The organism is Nocardia sp. NPDC049526, from assembly GCF_044465765.1.
Lineage (GTDB): Bacteria > Actinomycetota > Actinomycetes > Mycobacteriales > Mycobacteriaceae > Nocardia.
Genome location: NZ_JBITMA010000009.1, coordinates 438,036 through 455,597 on the forward strand (window position 1 = coordinate 438,036; position 17,562 = coordinate 455,597).

Annotated in this window: 18 protein-coding genes; 8 read left to right on the plus strand and 10 right to left on the minus strand. The window is 65.2% G+C overall.

Going from position 1 to position 17,562, the window contains the following annotated elements; genetic code table 11:
- Positions 1-14 precede the first annotated feature (14 nt).
- From ACIBW7_RS28720 to ACIBW7_RS28730, 3 genes are read left to right on the plus strand one after another with little or no spacing between them, the layout of a single operon-like run.
- On the plus strand, positions 15-755 hold the full coding sequence (locus ACIBW7_RS28720; RefSeq protein ID WP_397051541.1) for an Asp/Glu/hydantoin racemase: 741 nt from the start codon (positions 15-17) through the stop codon (positions 753-755).
- 10 nt (positions 756-765) lie between these two features.
- The gene (locus tag ACIBW7_RS28725; protein ID WP_397051543.1) at positions 766-1,497 is read left to right on the plus strand and encodes a maleate cis-trans isomerase; all 732 of its coding nucleotides are present in this window, start codon (positions 766-768) and stop codon (positions 1,495-1,497) included.
- Positions 1,484-2,164 (plus strand): GntR family transcriptional regulator, encoded by a 681-nt coding sequence (locus ACIBW7_RS28730; RefSeq protein WP_397051545.1) that lies wholly within the window; start codon positions 1,484-1,486, stop codon positions 2,162-2,164. Before ACIBW7_RS28725 ends, ACIBW7_RS28730 begins: the two co-directional genes overlap by 14 nt.
- Before the next feature lie 356 nt (positions 2,165-2,520).
- On the opposite strand, the gene ACIBW7_RS28735 is transcribed toward ACIBW7_RS28730, so the two are convergent.
- The 5 genes from ACIBW7_RS28735 to ACIBW7_RS28755 all read right to left on the minus strand — a co-directional run bounded on the left by ACIBW7_RS28735 (position 2,521) and on the right by ACIBW7_RS28755 (position 6,959).
- On the minus strand, positions 2,521-4,098 hold the full coding sequence (locus tag ACIBW7_RS28735) for an alpha/beta hydrolase (protein WP_397051547.1): 1,578 nt from the start codon (positions 4,096-4,098) through the stop codon (positions 2,521-2,523).
- Positions 4,099-4,246: 148 nt separating this feature from the next.
- The gene (locus ACIBW7_RS28740; RefSeq protein ID WP_397051549.1) at positions 4,247-4,411 is read right to left on the minus strand and encodes a hypothetical protein; all 165 of its coding nucleotides are present in this window, start codon (positions 4,409-4,411) and stop codon (positions 4,247-4,249) included.
- Positions 4,412-4,539: 128 nt separating this feature from the next.
- On the minus strand, positions 4,540-4,986 hold the full coding sequence (locus ACIBW7_RS28745; RefSeq protein WP_397051551.1) for a phage tail protein: 447 nt from the start codon (positions 4,984-4,986) through the stop codon (positions 4,540-4,542).
- 813 nt (positions 4,987-5,799) lie between these two features.
- On the minus strand, positions 5,800-6,375 hold the full coding sequence (locus tag ACIBW7_RS28750; protein ID WP_397051553.1) for a hypothetical protein: 576 nt from the start codon (positions 6,373-6,375) through the stop codon (positions 5,800-5,802).
- Positions 6,376-6,665: 290 nt separating this feature from the next.
- Positions 6,666-6,959, minus strand: a complete 294-nt coding sequence (locus ACIBW7_RS28755; protein WP_397051555.1) for a hypothetical protein — start codon at positions 6,957-6,959, stop codon at positions 6,666-6,668.
- Between the two features lie 162 nt (positions 6,960-7,121).
- Between ACIBW7_RS28755 and ACIBW7_RS28760 the strand changes: the two genes are divergently transcribed.
- Complete coding sequence (locus ACIBW7_RS28760; RefSeq protein ID WP_397051557.1) at positions 7,122-8,048, plus strand: helix-turn-helix domain-containing protein; 927 nt, start codon at positions 7,122-7,124, stop codon at positions 8,046-8,048.
- A 299-nt stretch (positions 8,049-8,347) separates the two neighbouring features.
- Positions 8,348-9,232, plus strand: a complete 885-nt coding sequence (locus ACIBW7_RS28765; protein WP_397051684.1) for a MurR/RpiR family transcriptional regulator — start codon at positions 8,348-8,350, stop codon at positions 9,230-9,232.
- Positions 9,233-9,247: 15 nt separating this feature from the next.
- On the opposite strand, the gene ACIBW7_RS28770 is transcribed toward ACIBW7_RS28765, so the two are convergent.
- Entirely contained in the window at positions 9,248-10,627 is a 1,380-nt protein-coding gene (locus tag ACIBW7_RS28770) for an amino acid permease (protein WP_397051559.1), read from the minus strand.
- 159 nt (positions 10,628-10,786) lie between these two features.
- Between ACIBW7_RS28770 and ACIBW7_RS28775 the strand changes: the two genes are divergently transcribed.
- Genes ACIBW7_RS28775 through ACIBW7_RS28785 form a run of 3 tightly spaced genes read left to right on the plus strand, consistent with a single transcriptional unit; the run spans position 10,787 to position 14,524 of the window.
- The gene (locus tag ACIBW7_RS28775) at positions 10,787-11,560 is read left to right on the plus strand and encodes an enoyl-CoA hydratase/isomerase family protein (RefSeq protein WP_397051561.1); all 774 of its coding nucleotides are present in this window, start codon (positions 10,787-10,789) and stop codon (positions 11,558-11,560) included.
- 2 nt (positions 11,561-11,562) lie between these two features.
- Positions 11,563-13,731, plus strand: a complete 2,169-nt coding sequence (locus tag ACIBW7_RS28780; protein ID WP_397051563.1) for an acetate--CoA ligase family protein — start codon at positions 11,563-11,565, stop codon at positions 13,729-13,731.
- Entirely contained in the window at positions 13,724-14,524 is an 801-nt protein-coding gene (locus ACIBW7_RS28785) for a crotonase/enoyl-CoA hydratase family protein (RefSeq protein WP_397051565.1), read from the plus strand. The genes ACIBW7_RS28780 and ACIBW7_RS28785 overlap by 8 nt, the downstream gene beginning before the upstream one ends.
- 65 nt (positions 14,525-14,589) lie before the next feature.
- On the opposite strand, the gene ACIBW7_RS28790 is transcribed toward ACIBW7_RS28785, so the two are convergent.
- The 4 genes from ACIBW7_RS28790 to ACIBW7_RS28805 form a co-directional block, all read right to left on the minus strand.
- Positions 14,590-15,252, minus strand: a complete 663-nt coding sequence (locus ACIBW7_RS28790; protein ID WP_397051567.1) for a response regulator — start codon at positions 15,250-15,252, stop codon at positions 14,590-14,592.
- Positions 15,253-15,349: 97 nt separating this feature from the next.
- Positions 15,350-15,550 (minus strand): hypothetical protein, encoded by a 201-nt coding sequence (locus ACIBW7_RS28795; RefSeq protein ID WP_397051569.1) that lies wholly within the window; start codon positions 15,548-15,550, stop codon positions 15,350-15,352.
- Positions 15,551-15,700: 150 nt separating this feature from the next.
- On the minus strand, positions 15,701-16,777 hold the full coding sequence (locus ACIBW7_RS28800; RefSeq protein ID WP_397051571.1) for a sensor histidine kinase: 1,077 nt from the start codon (positions 16,775-16,777) through the stop codon (positions 15,701-15,703).
- 416 nt (positions 16,778-17,193) lie between these two features.
- Positions 17,194-17,511 (minus strand): hypothetical protein, encoded by a 318-nt coding sequence (locus tag ACIBW7_RS28805; protein ID WP_397051573.1) that lies wholly within the window; start codon positions 17,509-17,511, stop codon positions 17,194-17,196.
- Positions 17,512-17,562 lie beyond the last annotated feature (51 nt).

The window sequence follows — 17,562 nt, forward strand, 5'->3', positions numbered from 1 at the left end:
CGAGAGGGGCCGCATTGGAACTCGGCTTTCCCGATATCGAAGGGCCCGTAGCACAACGGGGGATCGGGATCATCGCACCGTTCGACCTCGCGCTCGAACGCGAACTCTGGCGCTGGGCGCCGCTGGACGTCAGCCTGCACCTGGCCCGCACGCCGTATGAACCGGTGCCGGTTTCGATGGCGATGGCCGAGCTGGTCTCCAACCCGGTACATCTGACGGCGGCGACGCGCGATGTGATGCACGTCGAGCCGGAAGTCGTTGCCTACCTGTGCACTTCGGGCAGTTTCATCAGGGGGCTCGCCTATGAGAGGTCACTGCGCGACACCATCTGCCGGGCCGGAGCGCAGGACGCCGTCACCACCTCCGGTGCGCTCGTGGAGGCGATCCAGCATCTGGACATCAACAGAGTCTCGGTGATCACCCCCTACGACGAAATCCTCACCCACAAACTGCACGACTTCCTCGCCGAGGCCGGCTGCACCGTGATCCGTTCGGACCACCTGGGATTGGGCGGCGGCATCTGGAAAGTCAACTACCGCACCATCGCCGAACGCATTGTCGGCGCGGACGACCCGCAGGCCCAGGCGATCTTCGTCAGCTGTACCAACCTGCCCACCTACGACGTCATCGAGCCGCTCGAACAGGCGCTCGGCAAACCCGTACTCACCGCGAATCAGCTCACCATGTGGGCCTGCCTGGGCCGGATGAAGCTGCCGATGACGGGTCCGGGAAAGTGGCTACTCAACGTTTTCTGATTGGAAGAACATGCAGGCACCCACCGTCGGCTTCATCTACCCCGACCACGCGGCCGAGGACGACTACCCACTCGCCGCGTCGCTGCTCGGCGTGCGGTTGCCGGTGGCCCACATCTACGGCACCGATCTGCACGCCATTCCGGAGCTGCTCGATCTGGGCAGTCCGGACAAGCTGCGCCACGGCGCCGCACTGCTCGCACCGGACAAGCCCGACGCAGTTGTCTGGGCATGCACCTCAGGGAGTTTCGTATACGGACCGCAGGGTGCGCGGGAGCAGGTGCGCGAATTGGCTTCGGCGGCTGGGGTACCTGCCTCGAGCACCAGCCTCGCCTTTGTCGCGGCAGCACAGGCGCTCGACGTGCGCCGCGTCGCGATCGCCGCGAGCTATCCGGACGAGGTCGCGCGACTGTTCGTGGAGTTTCTGGCCGATGCCGGGATCGAAGTGGTCGCCTTCTCCAGCGCCGGTATCGACACCGCCGCGGAAGTCGGCACCTTGACCGCCGAGCAGGTGCGCGAGCTGGCGGCCGCCAACGATCATCCCGACGCGCAGGCGCTGCTGATCCCGGATACCGCCATGCACACCCTCGGGGTATTGCCGGAACTCGAAGCCCGCTTGGGCAAGATCGTGTTGACGGCCAATCAGGTCACCATCTGGGAAGGCCTGCGACTGACCGGCAGCACGGTGGCATCCGCGGTGCTCGGCTCTCTGTTCTCGGAAAGGCATATCCATGTCGGTCGTTGATTTCGAGCCGGTGAACCGGCAGTCGACGGCGGAAATGATCGCCGATCGGCTCCGCGAGGCGATCATGCGCGGCAACCTCGCCCCCGGCGCCCAACTCGGCGAGGCCGACCTCGCAACCCGATTCGGCGTATCGCGCGGCCCGGTCCGCGAGGCACTGCAGCGCCTGCTCACCGAGGGCCTGCTGTACAGCATCCGCAACCGCGGGATCTTCGTCATCGAACTGGCCGTCGACGACGTCGTCGACATCTACCGCGCCCGAACTGCCATCGAAGGCGGCGCTCTGGCCCTCATCCTCGACGGCCGCCGAGATATCGCCTATGCGGCTTTGGAACCCAGCGTCACCGCCATGTGCGCTCATGCCGAAAACGGCGACGCCGCAGGCGTTTCCGACGCCGACCAGGCCTTCCACGAGGCGCTCGTCGACAGCGCGGGCAGCCCCCGCCTGGTCCGCGCCGCCCGCACCCTTTTGATCGAAACCCGAATGTGCTTGGGGGCGTTGCAGACAACGTATCCGGACCTGCGTGAGCAAGCACGAGAGCACGTCGAACTGCGCGATGCGATCGGCTCGGGGCCAGCGCGCCGGGCGCGCACGTTGCTCGTCGAGCACATGGACGACGCGGTCCATCGCCTCCACCACCAATACAACCTCGGCGAGCAGGCGACTTGAGGCGCCTGCTGCCCATACCCTTCGCAACTTCCTGCTGAGCCGCGACCACTTCCTCTGGCGTACACCCGTCGCAGCAATCGGTCCGCAGCCCACTGGAAATTCGCAACCGGCACATGATCCGCTCGGCTATTTGCCCCAGGGGCGCTCCGACCAGGAGAACCACTCCTCACCGGCCGCACACCTCACGGATTGCCAGCACGAAACCCGCTCCGCCGCAGTAGATCATGCACAGCTCGGCCGCCCCACCGACCGTCTGATTCTCCGATCGTATCGGTCGGGATTCGGGCGGCTGCCGCTGATCGCTTGTCTCGCAAGGTGACTCGTGTGTGGCGACCTGAGGTAGATACGGTGAGTCTCTAGTCGAACGGCGACTTGTCTCTGCTGCAGGTGGTGCCCGCCGGTGGCAGTTCGCCGGTGAACAGGTACTCCCGCTTCACCCGCTCGGCGCATGTACTGGGCACATACATAGTGCTGTGGCCCACACCTTCGATCACGACCACCTGCGCCCGATTCAGTTCGGCTGCACCGGTATACGCGCCATGCAGCGGCGTCGCCGGATCAAATCTGCTGTTCAGCACGAGTATCGGCGCGGCGGTGCTGCGGTTCCACGGGCCGGTGTATCGGTCGGCGTCGTGACCCTGCCAGAACGCGCAGATGGTCATGTCGAAAACGGAGGCACGACCGAAGTACGGCACCCGCAGATCCTCGACCACCCCTGCGCGAGTGTAGGCAGCAGGATCGGTCGGGACAATGCTGTCGCTGCACTGGATCGCGTGATACGCCTCGGTGCGGTTGGCCAGGTATGGCTCGCCGCCGGCGGCGAGGCTCACCAACTTCGGGACCGAGATGCCCGCGTCGAACAACTTCTGCAGCAACACAGCGAGATCCGGGTACGCGGATGGCTCCGACAGATCGCCTGCGGCACCGACGATCGCGGAATAGGTCCACAACTGGCCGTCCATCATGATGGGTGACCAGCGTGCCCGTTCGGCCAGCACAGTCCACTTGAATTTCGGATCGCCCGTGGAGAATGCGCAGCGGGGCCCGGCCGCCGAGCAATCTCGCAGGAATGCATCAAAGGATGCAGCGATACCGCCGGCCACATCTTGTCGGGTATCGATCGGCAACGTAGTGCCCTGCGAATCGTGGCCGTTGATGTTGCCTTCGAAGTCGAGCGACCCGTCCAACGCCATTGCACGCACCCGGCTGGGGAAAAGGTTGGCATAGATCGCCGCGAGCTGAGTGCCGTAGGAGATGCCGTGGTAGGTCAATTTCGGATCACCCACCGCGCGGCGCAACAACTCCAGGTCGCGTGCTGTGTTGACGGTCGAAGCATGGTCCAGGATCGGCCCGGCGTTTTGCTCGCAGCGGTCGGCGAATTCCTTGGAGCGGTCGAAGAAATTGGGTTCGGCTCCAATGTCGCTGGGGATCTCTGGAAACGACGCGAGGAACTGCTCCTGTTCGGCGGCACTGGAAAAGCAGCGTGCCGCCGCACTGCGCGACACCGCGCGCGGATCCCAGGAGACAATATCGAACCGGGACCGCAGCTCGTCGGAGAACAACCATGGCCACCTCGCCCGCTCCCGCAGGCGATCGACACCGGATGGACCGGGACCACCGAAATTGACGAACAGAGTACCGATCCGGCGGACCGGATCCGCGGCGGGAAGTTTGATCACCGCCAGTTCGATCTGTTCATCGTGCGCACGGTTGTAGTCCAGCGGCACTTCGGCTGTCGCGCACTGGAATCCGTCCTCGCAGTCGGCCCAGTGGAGAATCGGCGTGTTCGCCGCTTCGGCCAGCGCGTCGATGTAGGGGTCGACAGCATCGACACCCCCGAGTGCCGGTGCCGGCACCAAGAGCCAACCGGCGTTCAGCGCGGCAACCAGAATCGTGACCCAAGATCGGCGATACCTACTGCGCCCGATACGCATTCCCAGCTGCCCCTTCGCTGCAGAGATCGACCGCAGCGATCCTGCCACACCCCGCCCCCGCCCCCCGCTTGCCGCGCCGCCGTCTGCCGCGATACGCGGTGGCCGATGATGGCGAGTACTTGCGCGGGCGTCCGCCCGCGCGATCGGGTTACCGACGCGCCGACCACTCCGACAGCCGTGTCTGCGCGACCCGCGCATGCTCGCCGGGCAGCAGGCTCGCCTGCTCCAGCACCGCCCCGAAATACGGTGCCTGCGGCTCGGTGACGACCTCGCGCGGACCCGAACGTGCGGCCGGCACCGAAAGACAAGGCATGCCGAGAATCTGTGACGAGGTCCCATACACGGCATCGCGAAGACGCCGCATCAGGGGCGCACCCGCAGGGAGATGTGATGCGGCGCTCGCAGATCACGGACCGCCTGCTGTTCGGTCCGCGACGACATTCAGGCGTTCTCGACCGTGATGTCCTCGTAGACGATCGTTACCGCTTCAGTCGCCGGACTGTTCGCCCCGGCATCCAGCGACGGCCCCTGCCAGTCCGACGCCCGAGCGCGCGACAGGTACACCCGCTTGACCGGCTTCTTATTCGAATCCAGCACCATCAACGTGATGTCTTGGCGAGCATCATCCACATCTCGCAGGGTCATGGTCGTATGGATCCATTCGGTGAACACCTTGCTCTGGTCCAACCCGCGGGTGATCGTGATCTCACCACTGCGTGCGGAGCCCGGCTGCTTCCTGATGAGCACCTCGCCATCAGGAGTCACCTGTTTGATTTCGACCGCGTCCTCCCCGAGCGATAGCCCACTGATCTGCTGAACCGTTTCCACCTGAAACTTTCCCAGATCGACAACGAAGGTGGAGCCGCTGATCGTGTCGCCGATAGCCATGGAAATCTCCTTGCCTGTCGGGGCGCGGCACAGCCCTCGCTACCCGCGAGAGCTGCACATACTGTGGCGCCATCGTCTACGTCATGGAGAGCACAACGAACTCGGCTGGACCGTGGGGCTATACCCCACATCACCAATCATGCGGCGATCCGTGGCGGGTCCGCAGCAGATCGGACCTATCCGCCACTAATGAGCAGGAGGCCGCCGCGACGGTGACGCCACGTCGAGAAACCCCTGGCTGGTGCACTATCGCAACCCGGAGGTACAACACCCAGATCGGGCGATACACGGGGCGATTTGGAGGATCACACAAAGACGACCGGACAAACCGGACCAGACTTTGGATTTCCTGTTACTTGGCTACCTGGTCGGCGAACCGATGTACTTACCACCTATCGGAGGTTCCCTCCGTCGGACCAGCAGGTCCGGAGAAGTCAGTCTCCATCGGTCAGCGCAGTACGCAGCTGGCACGGGTAAATCCCACCGAATGCCCGCAACCGGACCACGAGTCCGCCCGATGCTACGCCCAAGCGAACATCCCTATGCACCTACCGACCGCGGACCGCGCACCGCACGTCCACCACATAGCCGAGTAACACAATGCAATGCCATGTCACAGTCGAGTTTCCGGGTTGGCCGTCATTGCACTACTGGGCAGACTCCATAGCAGCCCACACTTTCGCCAAGGCAGTGCATGCCATGCAACTGGCAACAATTCTGATCGACCAAGATATGCGAGAAGCCCTGCAGCCCCTGCCTTGTCAGCGACTCTGGCAATAAACACCTCCGAGCCCCGAACCGCACCAAGCAGTTTCAAGCTCCTTCGGTCGCTGCCTGTCGCAACGAACTCAAAAGTATTTCAGGCGTCCAGTCTTCGATCCAGGCGGGCATTTGCCGATCCGGGTCCGGAACTCCGAGATCCTTTCTCGCTTCGGCAACGAACCTCCGACGTAGCCGGTAGGCTTCGGCCGATGCCAATCGCCAGTCGTCGCCGCCTGTGAGCTTTCCGCGGGCGAACCACTCGAGAGTCCACGAGCATCGATTCAGCTCGTATCCAACTTCAATCGCCCGCGGACCTCCTAACAGAAGCACCTCTTGCCACCGTTGACTGCGTGCGGCTTCGGCTGCCGCGAGAAGTGGGATTCCCTCATCCACAGACAATGGTTCGCCGTCGCCAGGAAGATTGCGGGACACGGCTATTCGATTTGCCAGCACCTGCATCAGACGAACACAATTCGAGTACTCGACATACGCGGCCAACCTGCGCTCATCCCATCGCACTGCGTGGCTCCGAGTCCACTTTGCACGTTCGTTGGCGTATGTGGCGAGGAAGGCGAGCGCGCCGCCGACAGCCACCCCCGACAGGGTTCCGAGAACTTGGCCAACCATGCCAGCATCATATGACGCGTTCACGATCACCTTCGAAGGACGGATCACCCCAACCGGCACAGGGACCAGATCCGCCGTGAATCAGATACTCCCGTACGGCTGGTTGGTATTGAGCAGTGCCACAAGGACTTTCGGCACTGAAACGCGACAGAAGTTCGGCAAAGCACCGACCGTCGAACACAGCTGCCACCGATGATCTCATCCGTCGTAGTCGGAGGGCCAGAAGATCATTGCGACGACCACGGCAAGAGGCAGGCCGATGACGAATACGAATCCGACCTGAGCCGCGCTCACCGGCGCACCCCACCCATTGAAGTCCAGCGGCCGAACGACGCGCGCGGCGCGGCACATTCGACATCGGCAACAGCCATCACGCGATCCAGCGTCACAGCGTCCACGTGCGCCGAGGAAGGCAGCAACACCACATCGGCCCCCGACGATTCGACCTGTTCGGCCAGACCCAGCACCGAATCAGAGTCGGCCCAATGCAGTGGATACCCCAACCGACGCGCCAACCGGCGCACCTGAGCCGAATCCCATTCGGGTGTCGGCGATGTCGGGTCGATCCATCCGAGCGCATACATTTCCCCTGCCCTTCGTCCCCTGTCGTCGGCAAGCTCACCGCCGAGGAAAACAGTCGCCCCGGCGGCGAGGCTGGAATCGACGCTATGAGGCAAGGGCTGGGCCGCATACGATTTCGCTGTTCACAGGCGTCCACAGCTCCACCAGCCCGTTAGGCTGGAGTTATGGAACCGGGTGCGCTCCTGCGTGCCGCTCGCGAAGCGGCGGGCATCTCGCTGCGCGCAATGGCCGAGCGGAGCTATTACAGCAAGGCGTACCTGTCGCTGATCGAGACAGGCCAGCGGCCGGTACCTGCCGGTGTCGCCGCTGCTTACGAGAGGGTGCTGGGCACGGACCTGGAGCGGCTGACGGTCGTGGCGCGAACACCGGCCAGCGTGGACACCACGGCACTGTCCGGCGTGGCGGTGATGTTGGCAGCTACACGCAGGATCGAGGACGCGGCCGGTGCGGTGGCGGTGCTTCCGGCGGCGCGGGGCCTGTCTGCCATGACCGAGGCATTTGCCCGTGAAGCGCGCACGGCGCAGGCCCAAGCGGCAGCTCTGGCGTCGGAGGTCACGCAGTACCGCGGCTGGCTGGAACACGCGATCGGCGCTGACGTTGCCGCACGGCGTAGCCTCGGCACGGCCGTAAGCCTGGCGAAGGAGTCCCGAGACCCGGACCGAGTTGCGCACAGCCTGGGCTTCCTCGGCTATGTGACTGTGAGTGCGGGGAATTATGACGAGGTCATCGCCCTCTCAGATGCCGCATTGGCGGTACCCGGCGCGCACCCCATCGTCACTGCCTACGGGCGAATGCGGCGAGCTGAACTGCTGGCCGCGCACGGAGAGAGGAGCGAAGCCCAGCGCGCGCTGGCCATGGCCGACGCTGCGGCGGAAGAGGCGGACGACATCGAACCCCCCACGTCGATGTATTGGTGGAGCACCGGATTCGCGGCTGTGCAACGCGGCGGCGTCCTGGCTCTACTGGGTCACGCGGCCGAAGCAGTTGAGGAGGCGACGCATGGCCTGGCTGCGATGCCAACCGAACATCGCGAGAGTGAATGGCTGGCCTCCGCACTACGCCGAATCGACCCGGACATGAGCAGCACATGATGCGCACGGCACGGCCAGACCTGGCTACCTCCTCGTGGAGCACATGGACGACGCAGTCCAGCGCCTGCGCCGCCGATACGTACCGCACCGCGGCCACGGCACCGGTGCGTTCGCTCCGCCGCGGCCGGATTGCGCGAATTGCCAGCGGGGCGGTCTGGTGGTGCCGGGTGGGACGTCATGGTGAGTGACCCCCAGCCGCCATCGCACCTGGTGATCGGCGATCAGCGGAGTCGGCTAACTTGACAGAGAACCGCGTGGCAAAGCAAGCGGTGCGAGGTTGCGGAGGAGGTTCGGTGGATATGAACGCGGAGACGACGGGTTCCGCGAGCTTCGACGAACTGGCAGTCGAGATACGCCGCCGGATGGATTCACTGTCCACCGCGCACAAGAAGCTGGCTCAGCGAGTGCTGTCGGATCCCGAAGCGGTGGCGTTCATGACTGTCTCCGAGCTCGCCAGCGCGGTCAATGTCAATGAGGCCACGGTCGTGCGCTTTGCCAATGGTCTGGGTCTGAAGGGGTACCCGGGGCTGACGCGATTGTGTCGCGAACGGTTGCAGGAGCAAGCGCAACTGTTACGCCGCTTCGACAATCTCGAACACCTCGTCGCCGAAGGTGTCGGGACGCGCGAACAGACCGTGGCGCTGGATCAAGCGAATATCGCCCGCACATTCGCGCGTATCGACGACGCGATGTGGGATTCGGCGGTCGATCGGCTGGCCCACGCTCCCCGGGTACATGTGATGGGTCTGCGCAAATGCCACGCTCCGGCGTATCTGCTGACCTACCTGCTGCGGATGCTGCGCGAGGATGTGTCGGCGATCGATGCCACTGCGGGAACGCTGACAGATGAACTGCGCCGGGTGCGTGCGGGCGATTGTTTCGTGGCGATGTCGATCCACCGATACAGCCTCGACACCGTGCGCGCCGCGCAGTGGGCTCGCCAGCGCGGTACCCACGTCATCGCATTGACCGATACCGCCGTATCACCGCTGGCGGTGTCGGCGCACGATACGTTTTACGTCGATGCGTCCAGCGCCGGCATCCTGCGATCGATGACCGCCTTCACCTCCCTCGCCCAGGCAATGACGGGTGCCGTTGCACAAGTCCTGGGGCATGAAGTGCGCCCGACACTGCTCGAGGAGGAAAAGCTGTTGAGCGAGTTCGGCGTCTACGCCCCCGATTGACATCGGCGCGGTCGGCTACTCCGCCGTAGCCAGTTGAGCCGCACCGGTCCGGCGCTGATGAATCACGCCTGCAGTGACCGCAGTCGCGGTGACCAGGAGGGTCAGCGCGAGCGGCGTACGGGTACCGGAATTCAGGGCCATTCCACCGACGATGGCCAGCAGGATGATTCCGACCGCGTAGGACAGGTACGGGGCGCCCCACATCTTCACCGGCAGTGCAGTGATCTGCGCTGCGGTCTTACGGCGACGCCCGACGATCTGGGTGGCGCAGATGCACAGGTAGACCACGACCGCGACCGCACCCGAGGAGCTGAGCAGGAAGGTGAAAACCGCTCCGGTGGGCAGGAAGTAGTTCGCCACGACCGCCAGGAATCCGGCGCTCGAAGCGGCGAGAACACCGGCGACCGGCACTCCGGAGCGGGCGGTCCTACCCAGCACGCGGGGGCCTTCACCGCGGCGCGAGAGCGAGAACAGCATCCGCGATGACGAGTAGAGACCCGAGTTCAGGCACGACAGCACCGCCGTGAGTACGACCAGATTCATGGTTGTTCGCGCACCGGGAACGCCGAGCTGGTCCAGCACCGCGGTGTACGGGCTCTCCGTGACTTGCGTTGTGTTCCAGGGCAATAGCGTGACGACAACAAGTACCGAGCCGACGTAGAAGATCAGGATGCGGCCGGCGACGCTGCGCATGCTCGCGCGCACCGCGCTGACCGGATCTTGCGCCTCGCCCGCGGCGATCGTTACCAGCTCGGTGCCGAAGTACGAGAAGAACACCGTCAACGACGCCACGAGCAAAGGCATCGCGCCATTCGGGAACAGGCCACCGTGCCCGAGCAGGTTGACCGTTCCCGGCGCCTGGTAGTGCGGAAGCAGGCCACAGATGGCCGCGATGCCGATTGCGATGAATGCGACGATCGCGACGACCTTGATCATCGCGAACCAGAACTCGAAACGCGCGAAAGAGGTTACCGCCGCGAGATTTACGCCGGTCAAGGCGCTCATGAAGATCAGGGAATACAGCCAGGTCGGCACCGATGGCAGGAGCTGATGGGCGACCGCCGCGCCGGCAATGGCTTCGAAAGCGACTGTGACACACCAGTGATAGGCGTAGACCCAACCCACCGACAGTCCTGCCCAGGTACCGAGTTCACGGGAGGCGTAGCTCGAGAACGATCCCGTTTCGGGACTGGCCGTCGCCAGCTCCGCAAGCATGCGCATTACCAGGATGATCACCAGGCCGGTGAGTAGGTACACGATGACGATGCCCGGGCCTGCCGCGGAGATCGCTTTGCCGCTGCCGACGAACAACCCGGCGCCGATCACTCCACCGATGCCGATCATCGTCAGCTGCCGAGTGTTGATGCTGTGCTTCAGATTTCCCGAGGTAGGCACGATGCCTTCTTCCATAAGCAGTGGGCCGTTGCCCGATGGCAGTAGTGACATAGAACACGCCCAGCCGGTTCGACGCAATAGCAATTGCAGAACATGCGAACAATGCAAAATTTATGGCATAGTTCAGTCGTCGAACCCGCCGAGGAAGAAGTGAGGCCCATGTCCACCGTGCTGGTGAGCAGATCCGGTTCCATCGCAACGCTCGTTCTCAACAGGCCCGAACGACTCAACGCCGTCAGTGCGGAGCTGTACCGGACGCTGGTCGACGAACTGAATGCCGCCGACTCCGATCCGGGTATCCGCTGCGTGGTCCTCACCGGTGCCGGACGGGCGTTCTGCGTGGGTGCCGACCTGAAAGCACACAACTCCGGCACCAGGACTCCCGCGGAGCAGGCGCGCTACGTCGAGTTGGGCCAACGCGCCTGCGAGCAGATCCAGACGATGGGCACCCCGGTGGTGGCGGCGGTCAACGGATATGCCCTCGGTGCCGGTGCGGAACTGGCCGTCAGCGCGGACTTCCTGGTCATGGCCGAGGACGCGCAGATGGGGTTTCCCGAGGTGAGCATCGGCACCTTCGTCGGTGGTGGCGTGACCAACCGGCTCCCGCGTCTGGTCGGCCTGCGCAGGGCCACGGACATGCTGATCCTCGGAGAGCGATTCACCGGTCGGCAGGCACTCGATTGGGGGTTGGCGCATTCCGCAGTAGCCACGGATCGTCTGCTCGGGTCGGCCCGAGCGCTCGCGGAAACTCTCGCCGCGAAGGCTCCACTCGCGCTGGCCCGGATGAAGGCGGCACTGCACCGCGACGACCCCCTCGACGTCGCGTTCGCCACTGAGCAGCACGAACTCCTGGCATTGATGGCGACCCGGGATTGGGCCGAGGGCGTCGTCGCATTCGCCGAACGTCGCGTCCCCGTCTTCGAAGGAAAGTAGAGATGACCAGCATCGACGACCGCACGTCCAGCCTCGGCGCGTCGGCCCGCACCGCACTCGAGCGGTTATTCGACCCGCATTCCGTCGCCATCATCGGCGCGTCCGGCAATCCGGCCAAGCGTGGGTTCCAGGCCATCCGCGCCCTGCAGCAGTCCGGCTACGCCCACCCCATCTACCCGGTCCACCCGACAGCGCTGCAGATCCTCGGCCTCGGCGTGTACTCCTCGATCGATCGGCTCCCCCACGGCATCGACGTCGCGCTGATCGCTTTACCCGCCGCCGCCGTCCCCGACATGCTGCGCCGGTGCGCCGCTGCCGGTATCGCCGGAGCCGTCGTGCTCGCCAACGGTTTCGCAGAGATCGGGGGAACCGGCGCCGAACTCGCCGCCGCGCTCGCAGCGGCGATCGCCGAGACCGGTATTCGGGTCATCGGGCCCAACACCTCCGGCCTGCTCAACGTCGCCTCGGGCGCGAATCTCGTTGGCCTCGAGGATGTTCCGTGTGGCCCGATCAGTGTGATCACGCAGAGCGGGAATATGCTGCTGTCGCTGGTCAATGATGATCGGGCGATCAAAGGCCCCGGTTTCCATATCTGTGTGGGGCTGGGTAACCAGGCCGATATCCGGTACGACGAATGCCTCACCGAATTCGTCCGCGATCCGGGTACGGGCGTCGTCGCCATCCATTCCGAGGGGTTTACCGACGGACGGTCGTTCCTGATCGCCGCCGCTCGTGTCGTGCCGGATAAACCGGTTGCCGTGCTGCGCGGTGGCCGTTCGGAAGGGGGACGCCGCGCCGCGCGGTCGCACACCGGCTCGATCGCCGGACTCGACGCCGTCGCGACTGCCGTGCTGCGGCAAGCCGGGGTGGAGCTGGTCGACCGCTCCGACGAGCTCGCGGTCGTCGCCGGCGCCCTTGCCGACTGCGCCCCGATCGCCCCCGGACGCAAGGTCGCGATCCTCAGCGACGGTGGTGGGCACGCCACGCTGGCCGCCGACGCCCTCGCCGCGCGCGGCATCGAACTGGCCCGGCTCGGCGAGCGGACCCAGAAGCGGCTGCGGCACCTGCTCGGCGCTACCGCGGCCGTGGCTGGTCCGGTCGACGTGGCCGGCGCCACCGACACCGACCCATTGGTGTTCGCCGAGGCCGCCGAAATCCTCATGTGCGATCCCGAGGTCGGTCTCGTGCTAGTCGTCGGCCTCTATGGCGGCTACCACCTGCGCTTCGACTCGGGACTGCGCACAATCGAGGATGCCGCCGCCGGAGTGTTGCTCACACTCATCGCCGAACACGATGTCCCCGTGGTGATCCAGAGCTGCTATGCCGGTCTCGACATCGCCAACCACGACCGCCTGCGAGCCGGGGGCGTACCGGTGATCAGCTCCATCGATCACGCCGTGCGGGTCGTGGCGGCCCTGGAGCAGCGTGGTCGCCTGCTGGCGACTGCCCCGCAACGCTCTGCGCTGGTACTTCCACCGCCGGCACCCGCCATCCCCGGATCGGGACTCCTCGATGAACCGACCGCACGACGGGTGGTCGCCGCCGCCGGAATCGACCTCGGCGCATGGACTTTTGCACGCACCGTCGAGGATGTGGTTGCGGCTGTCGCCGGCTATCAGCGACCGTGCGCGCTGAAAGTTGTTTCCCCGCAGGTCATCCACAAATCCGAGGTGGGCGGGGTCAGGGTCGGCGTGCTGGCCGCCCAAGCGGCTCAGGACGCACAGGCGATCATCGACTCCGTCCACGCGCATGTGCCCGACGCCCGCATCGACGGGATGATCGTCGCGCCCATGGCCGATGCCGGAATCGAACTGCTGGTCGGCGCCACTCGCGATCCGATTTTCGGGCCGGTGGTGGCCTTCGGTAGCGGTGGGGTGCTGGTCGAGGCATTGCGCGACATCACATTTCGCGCGGCGCCCTTCACCGAGTTCGAGGCAGGCGAAATGGTCGACGAGACGATCGCCGCCCGGATGCTCGACGGCTACCGCGGGCTACCGGCGGTCGATCGGCACCGGCTGGCTCGATTTCTGGTCCACATCGGCGATTTCGTTGCCGCGCACCCGGAGATATCCGAACTCGATCTCAATCCGGTGATTGCTTCCGGTTCCGACATAGTCCCGGTCGACGTCCGAATTGTATTGTGCGAGAGCACCGGAGACGACAATGACTGAGCCGATCCGCGTCGACCGGGTCGGCCATGTCGTGGTCTGGACATTGAACCGTCCGACAGCGCGAAACCCGATATCCGCGGCCGACACGATAACGGCCCTCGAGGACGCGGTGACGGCGGTCGATCGAGACCACAGCGTACGGGCGGCGATTCTCACCGGCGCGGGAACAGCCTTCTCCTCCGGCGGCGACGTAAAGCAGATGCGCGATCGTGCCGGAATGTTCGGTGGCGCACCGGCGGAGCTGCGCCAGGGGTACCGGCACGGCATCCAGCGAATTCCAAAAGCGCTGTACCACTGTGAGATCCCAACCATCGCCGCCGTCAATGGTCCGGCCATCGGTGCGGGGTGTGATCTGGCGTTGCTGTGCGACCTGCGGATCGCCGCGCGCACCGCGATATTCGCCGAGAGCTTCGTCCGGGTCGGACTTGTGCCCGGCGACGGTGGCTCATGGCTGTTGCCAAGGGCAATCGGCATGGCCCGAGCGTGCGAGATGGCCTTCACCGGTGAACCGATCGATGCGCGCACCGCGCTCGATTGGGGCCTGATCTCCGATGTTGTCGAACCCGACGCCCTCCTCGAAACCGCCCACCGCCTCGCCGCCCGGATAGCCACCAACCCACCGCACGTACTTCGAATGACGAAGCGACTACTGCGCGAGGGCCGACACCAGAGCCTGGACAGCCACCTCGAGCTGTCCGCCGCGATGCAGGCCGCCGCCCACCACACCGAAGATCACCGCGAGGCGGTCACAGCGATGCTGGAGCGCAGACCGCCCACCTTCACCGGCCGATGAGCAGTCTCGCAAAGACGATTTCAACGACGCAGACAATCCGTGGACCACTCGACCAGCTGCCGACCCTAGGAAGGCCGGGGTCGGACCAGGCCGATGTCGTAGGCGAGCACCACCGCCTGCACTCGATCCCGCAGGCCGAGTTTGCGCAGAATCGCCGAGACATGGCTCTTTACAGTGCCTTCGGTGACAACCAGTTTCGCCGCTATCTCGGCGTTGGAGGCCGCTTGCGCGATGAGCGTGAGGACCTCGACCTCTCGATTCGTGAGATCCGCGAGATCCGGCATTGCCGCCGTCACGGGGCGTATGTCGGCGACGAACCGATCCAGCAGCCGGCGCGTCACCCGCGGCGCGAGCAGTGCCTCGCCACTGGCCACCACCCGGATCGCCTCGACCAGTTCGGCCGGGCGGGTGTCCTTCAGCAGAAACCCGCCCGCACCGGCGCGCAGGGCCGCGTAGAGCAGTTCGTCCTCGTCGAAGGTGGTCAGGATGATGACCGAGGGCCTGCGCTGGAATGCGGAAAGTCGTTGTGTCGCCTGCACACCGTCGACGCCAGGCATCCGCAGATCCATCAGCACGATATCCGGCAGCGTCTGAGCGGCCAGGCGGACCGCTTCCTCCCCGTCGCCGGCCTCACCGACGACCCGGATATCCGCACGGGCCTCCAGGATCATCCGGAGGCCCGTGCGGACCAAGGCCTGATCATCGGCGACCAGCACGCTGACAGTCATCCCCGCCTCCGTGTGATCTGCTGGGTGCACGCGCGGCGCGGCGGCCGGTTCATAGCAAGCATCCAATCATCCGGGTGTGGAGATCCATGCGGACATGTCAGTCCTTCACCGGATCGGCTCCCACGTGCTTGGTCACCGAATCACCGGCTTCCACCGCATTCCACAGTTCCCGGTTCACCCGGACCTTCACCGTACTGCCGTCCGCTAGCCGGACAACCAAGCGCCGGTACAGATTCGCCCCGTCGAACAACCCACGCGACTTCTTGACAACCGTCCCCCGCCATTCCTGCTGTACCACCGATCGACTCCTTACTCCGCCGAGTGTGCACGCCGCGGGATCCCTAACGGCGTAACTTCAGTGTTTCTTGTCGCCGAGCCGGAAACATCAACTTGCAGGCGGGTATTCGCCTCTGTCGAAAGTTGGAGACAGCCATCGCAAGGCTGCCGATTACCGGACCGGAAGCCATGCCGCGACACGGAAGCCACCAGCACTGGAAGGGCCGGCCTCGAATCGTCCGCCCAGCTCTGTGGCACGTCCTCGCATACCGTCCAGGCCCCGACCACTACCGTGACCGAGTCGGCTACCGCCGCCGTTATCGGTGATCGCCACCATGAGTTGCCCGGCGGTAATCCGAACCTCGACCTCGGCTCGATCGGCTCTCGCGTGGCGCAAGACGTTGGTCAGGGACTCCTGCACGATCCGGTAGGCAGTTTCCGCAACCCTCGGCGCGACGGCGGCGCCGTCCGTCCCGTGCCGTTTCACGACGACCTCGACTCCCGCCTGTGACATCGACTCCACCAACCTGTCCAGATCCTCCAGTCCCGGGGAAACGCTGGGGTCGCGGTCGATCACCTCGAGCAACCGGCGTACTTCGCCGAGAGCTTGTCGCCCGACGGACTCCAGTGCGGCGACAGCCTCCCGGGCCCTGTCCGGGTGAGTGTCGAAAACATCGTTGGCCGCCGCGGCTTGCAGCACCATCAGCGACACCGTGTGCGCGAGCACATCGTGTAGTTCGCGCGTGATCCGGGCACGTTCGTGCTGGACCAGACGCCGGGCTTCGGCGTCGCGCTGTGCGGATCTCGCGCGTCCCAATGCGCCCCAGCTCCAGGCCAGCAGGGCGGCGCCAGACCACAGCAAGGCTTGCAACCCTCGCCCGGTCGTTCCCAGCGCGAGCACGAAGAACAACACCGCCGCGGCAAGACCCGACAACGACGTGCGCGCGGGACGCACCCAGGAAAAGGTCGTCAACACGATCAAGGCGACGCCCGAACCCACCGGAACGCGCAGCAGTTCCAACGTTGCTCCCACGAACAGGGAGGCAATCGTGACGAAAACCGGCCGACGGTCCATCCACCAAACGACGACCGCCTGGCACACCACCAGCCCGATCACGACGACGCGGCCCGCGGCCGTTGGCACCGCCTGAGGAACGAACAGCACTACCGGCAACAACGTGGCAATGGTGCAGGCGACCAGCAGTACCCTCCAACGCCGCGACAGCCCCATCTCGAACTGATCCCGCACGTCGCCGACGCTACCGGCTCCGACACTCGGACCGCCGCATCTCCAACCGGATCGTCGGTTATTCCAGCGATTCGCGCATGACGTCGGGAGACCGGAAACTCCTTGCGGCAGTTGACACCCCGCGCAGCGGTGACAGGCCGGCGGTGAGTGGCGCCCAACTGGTGCGGCAGATTCAGCCGTCCACTGTGATCGGAAGCGCGGCGGCGAACCAGTTCACCGCCGAGGTTCCATCGGGCGGTCGGCCGGAAGCACAGTGGCTTCTTCCCGAGTGCGCTGCCGCTGTCCTGACCAGTCGAAATGCTGGCCGGGACAGAGCATTCGAACGAAATACATTGCTGTCGAGCCGCTCATCCGGCGAGCTTGACGAGCCTCGAGATTACGTAGCTATAGACCCATCAGCTCAGGTCTGCTAGCGCTCAGGCGCAGACGCGATTGAGCTCGTCGGTGTAGGGGTAGAGGTCGGCGACATTCTCATCTACCAGCGCGTAGGCGTAGGCGGCGATGACATCCTTCTCCGCGCCCTGGGCCAGATCGGCCAGGCCGCTCAGCCTGTCGGACAGCGCTGTCGCTGTCGCCGCGTCCATGGTGCCGCCGCTCGTGTCGATCGCGATGTTGATCAGCTCGATGGCCTTGGCGCAGTGGGGGGACTGGGCGTGCGCGGGTGCGGCGGGCAGGAAGAGCACAGCGGCAGCGGCCGCAGAGAGCACAGCGGCGAAAGCCGTCGACTTGGTCATGATTTCCTCTCAGAACGTTGGGCTGATCGTAGCGCCACGGCGTGAGACCCT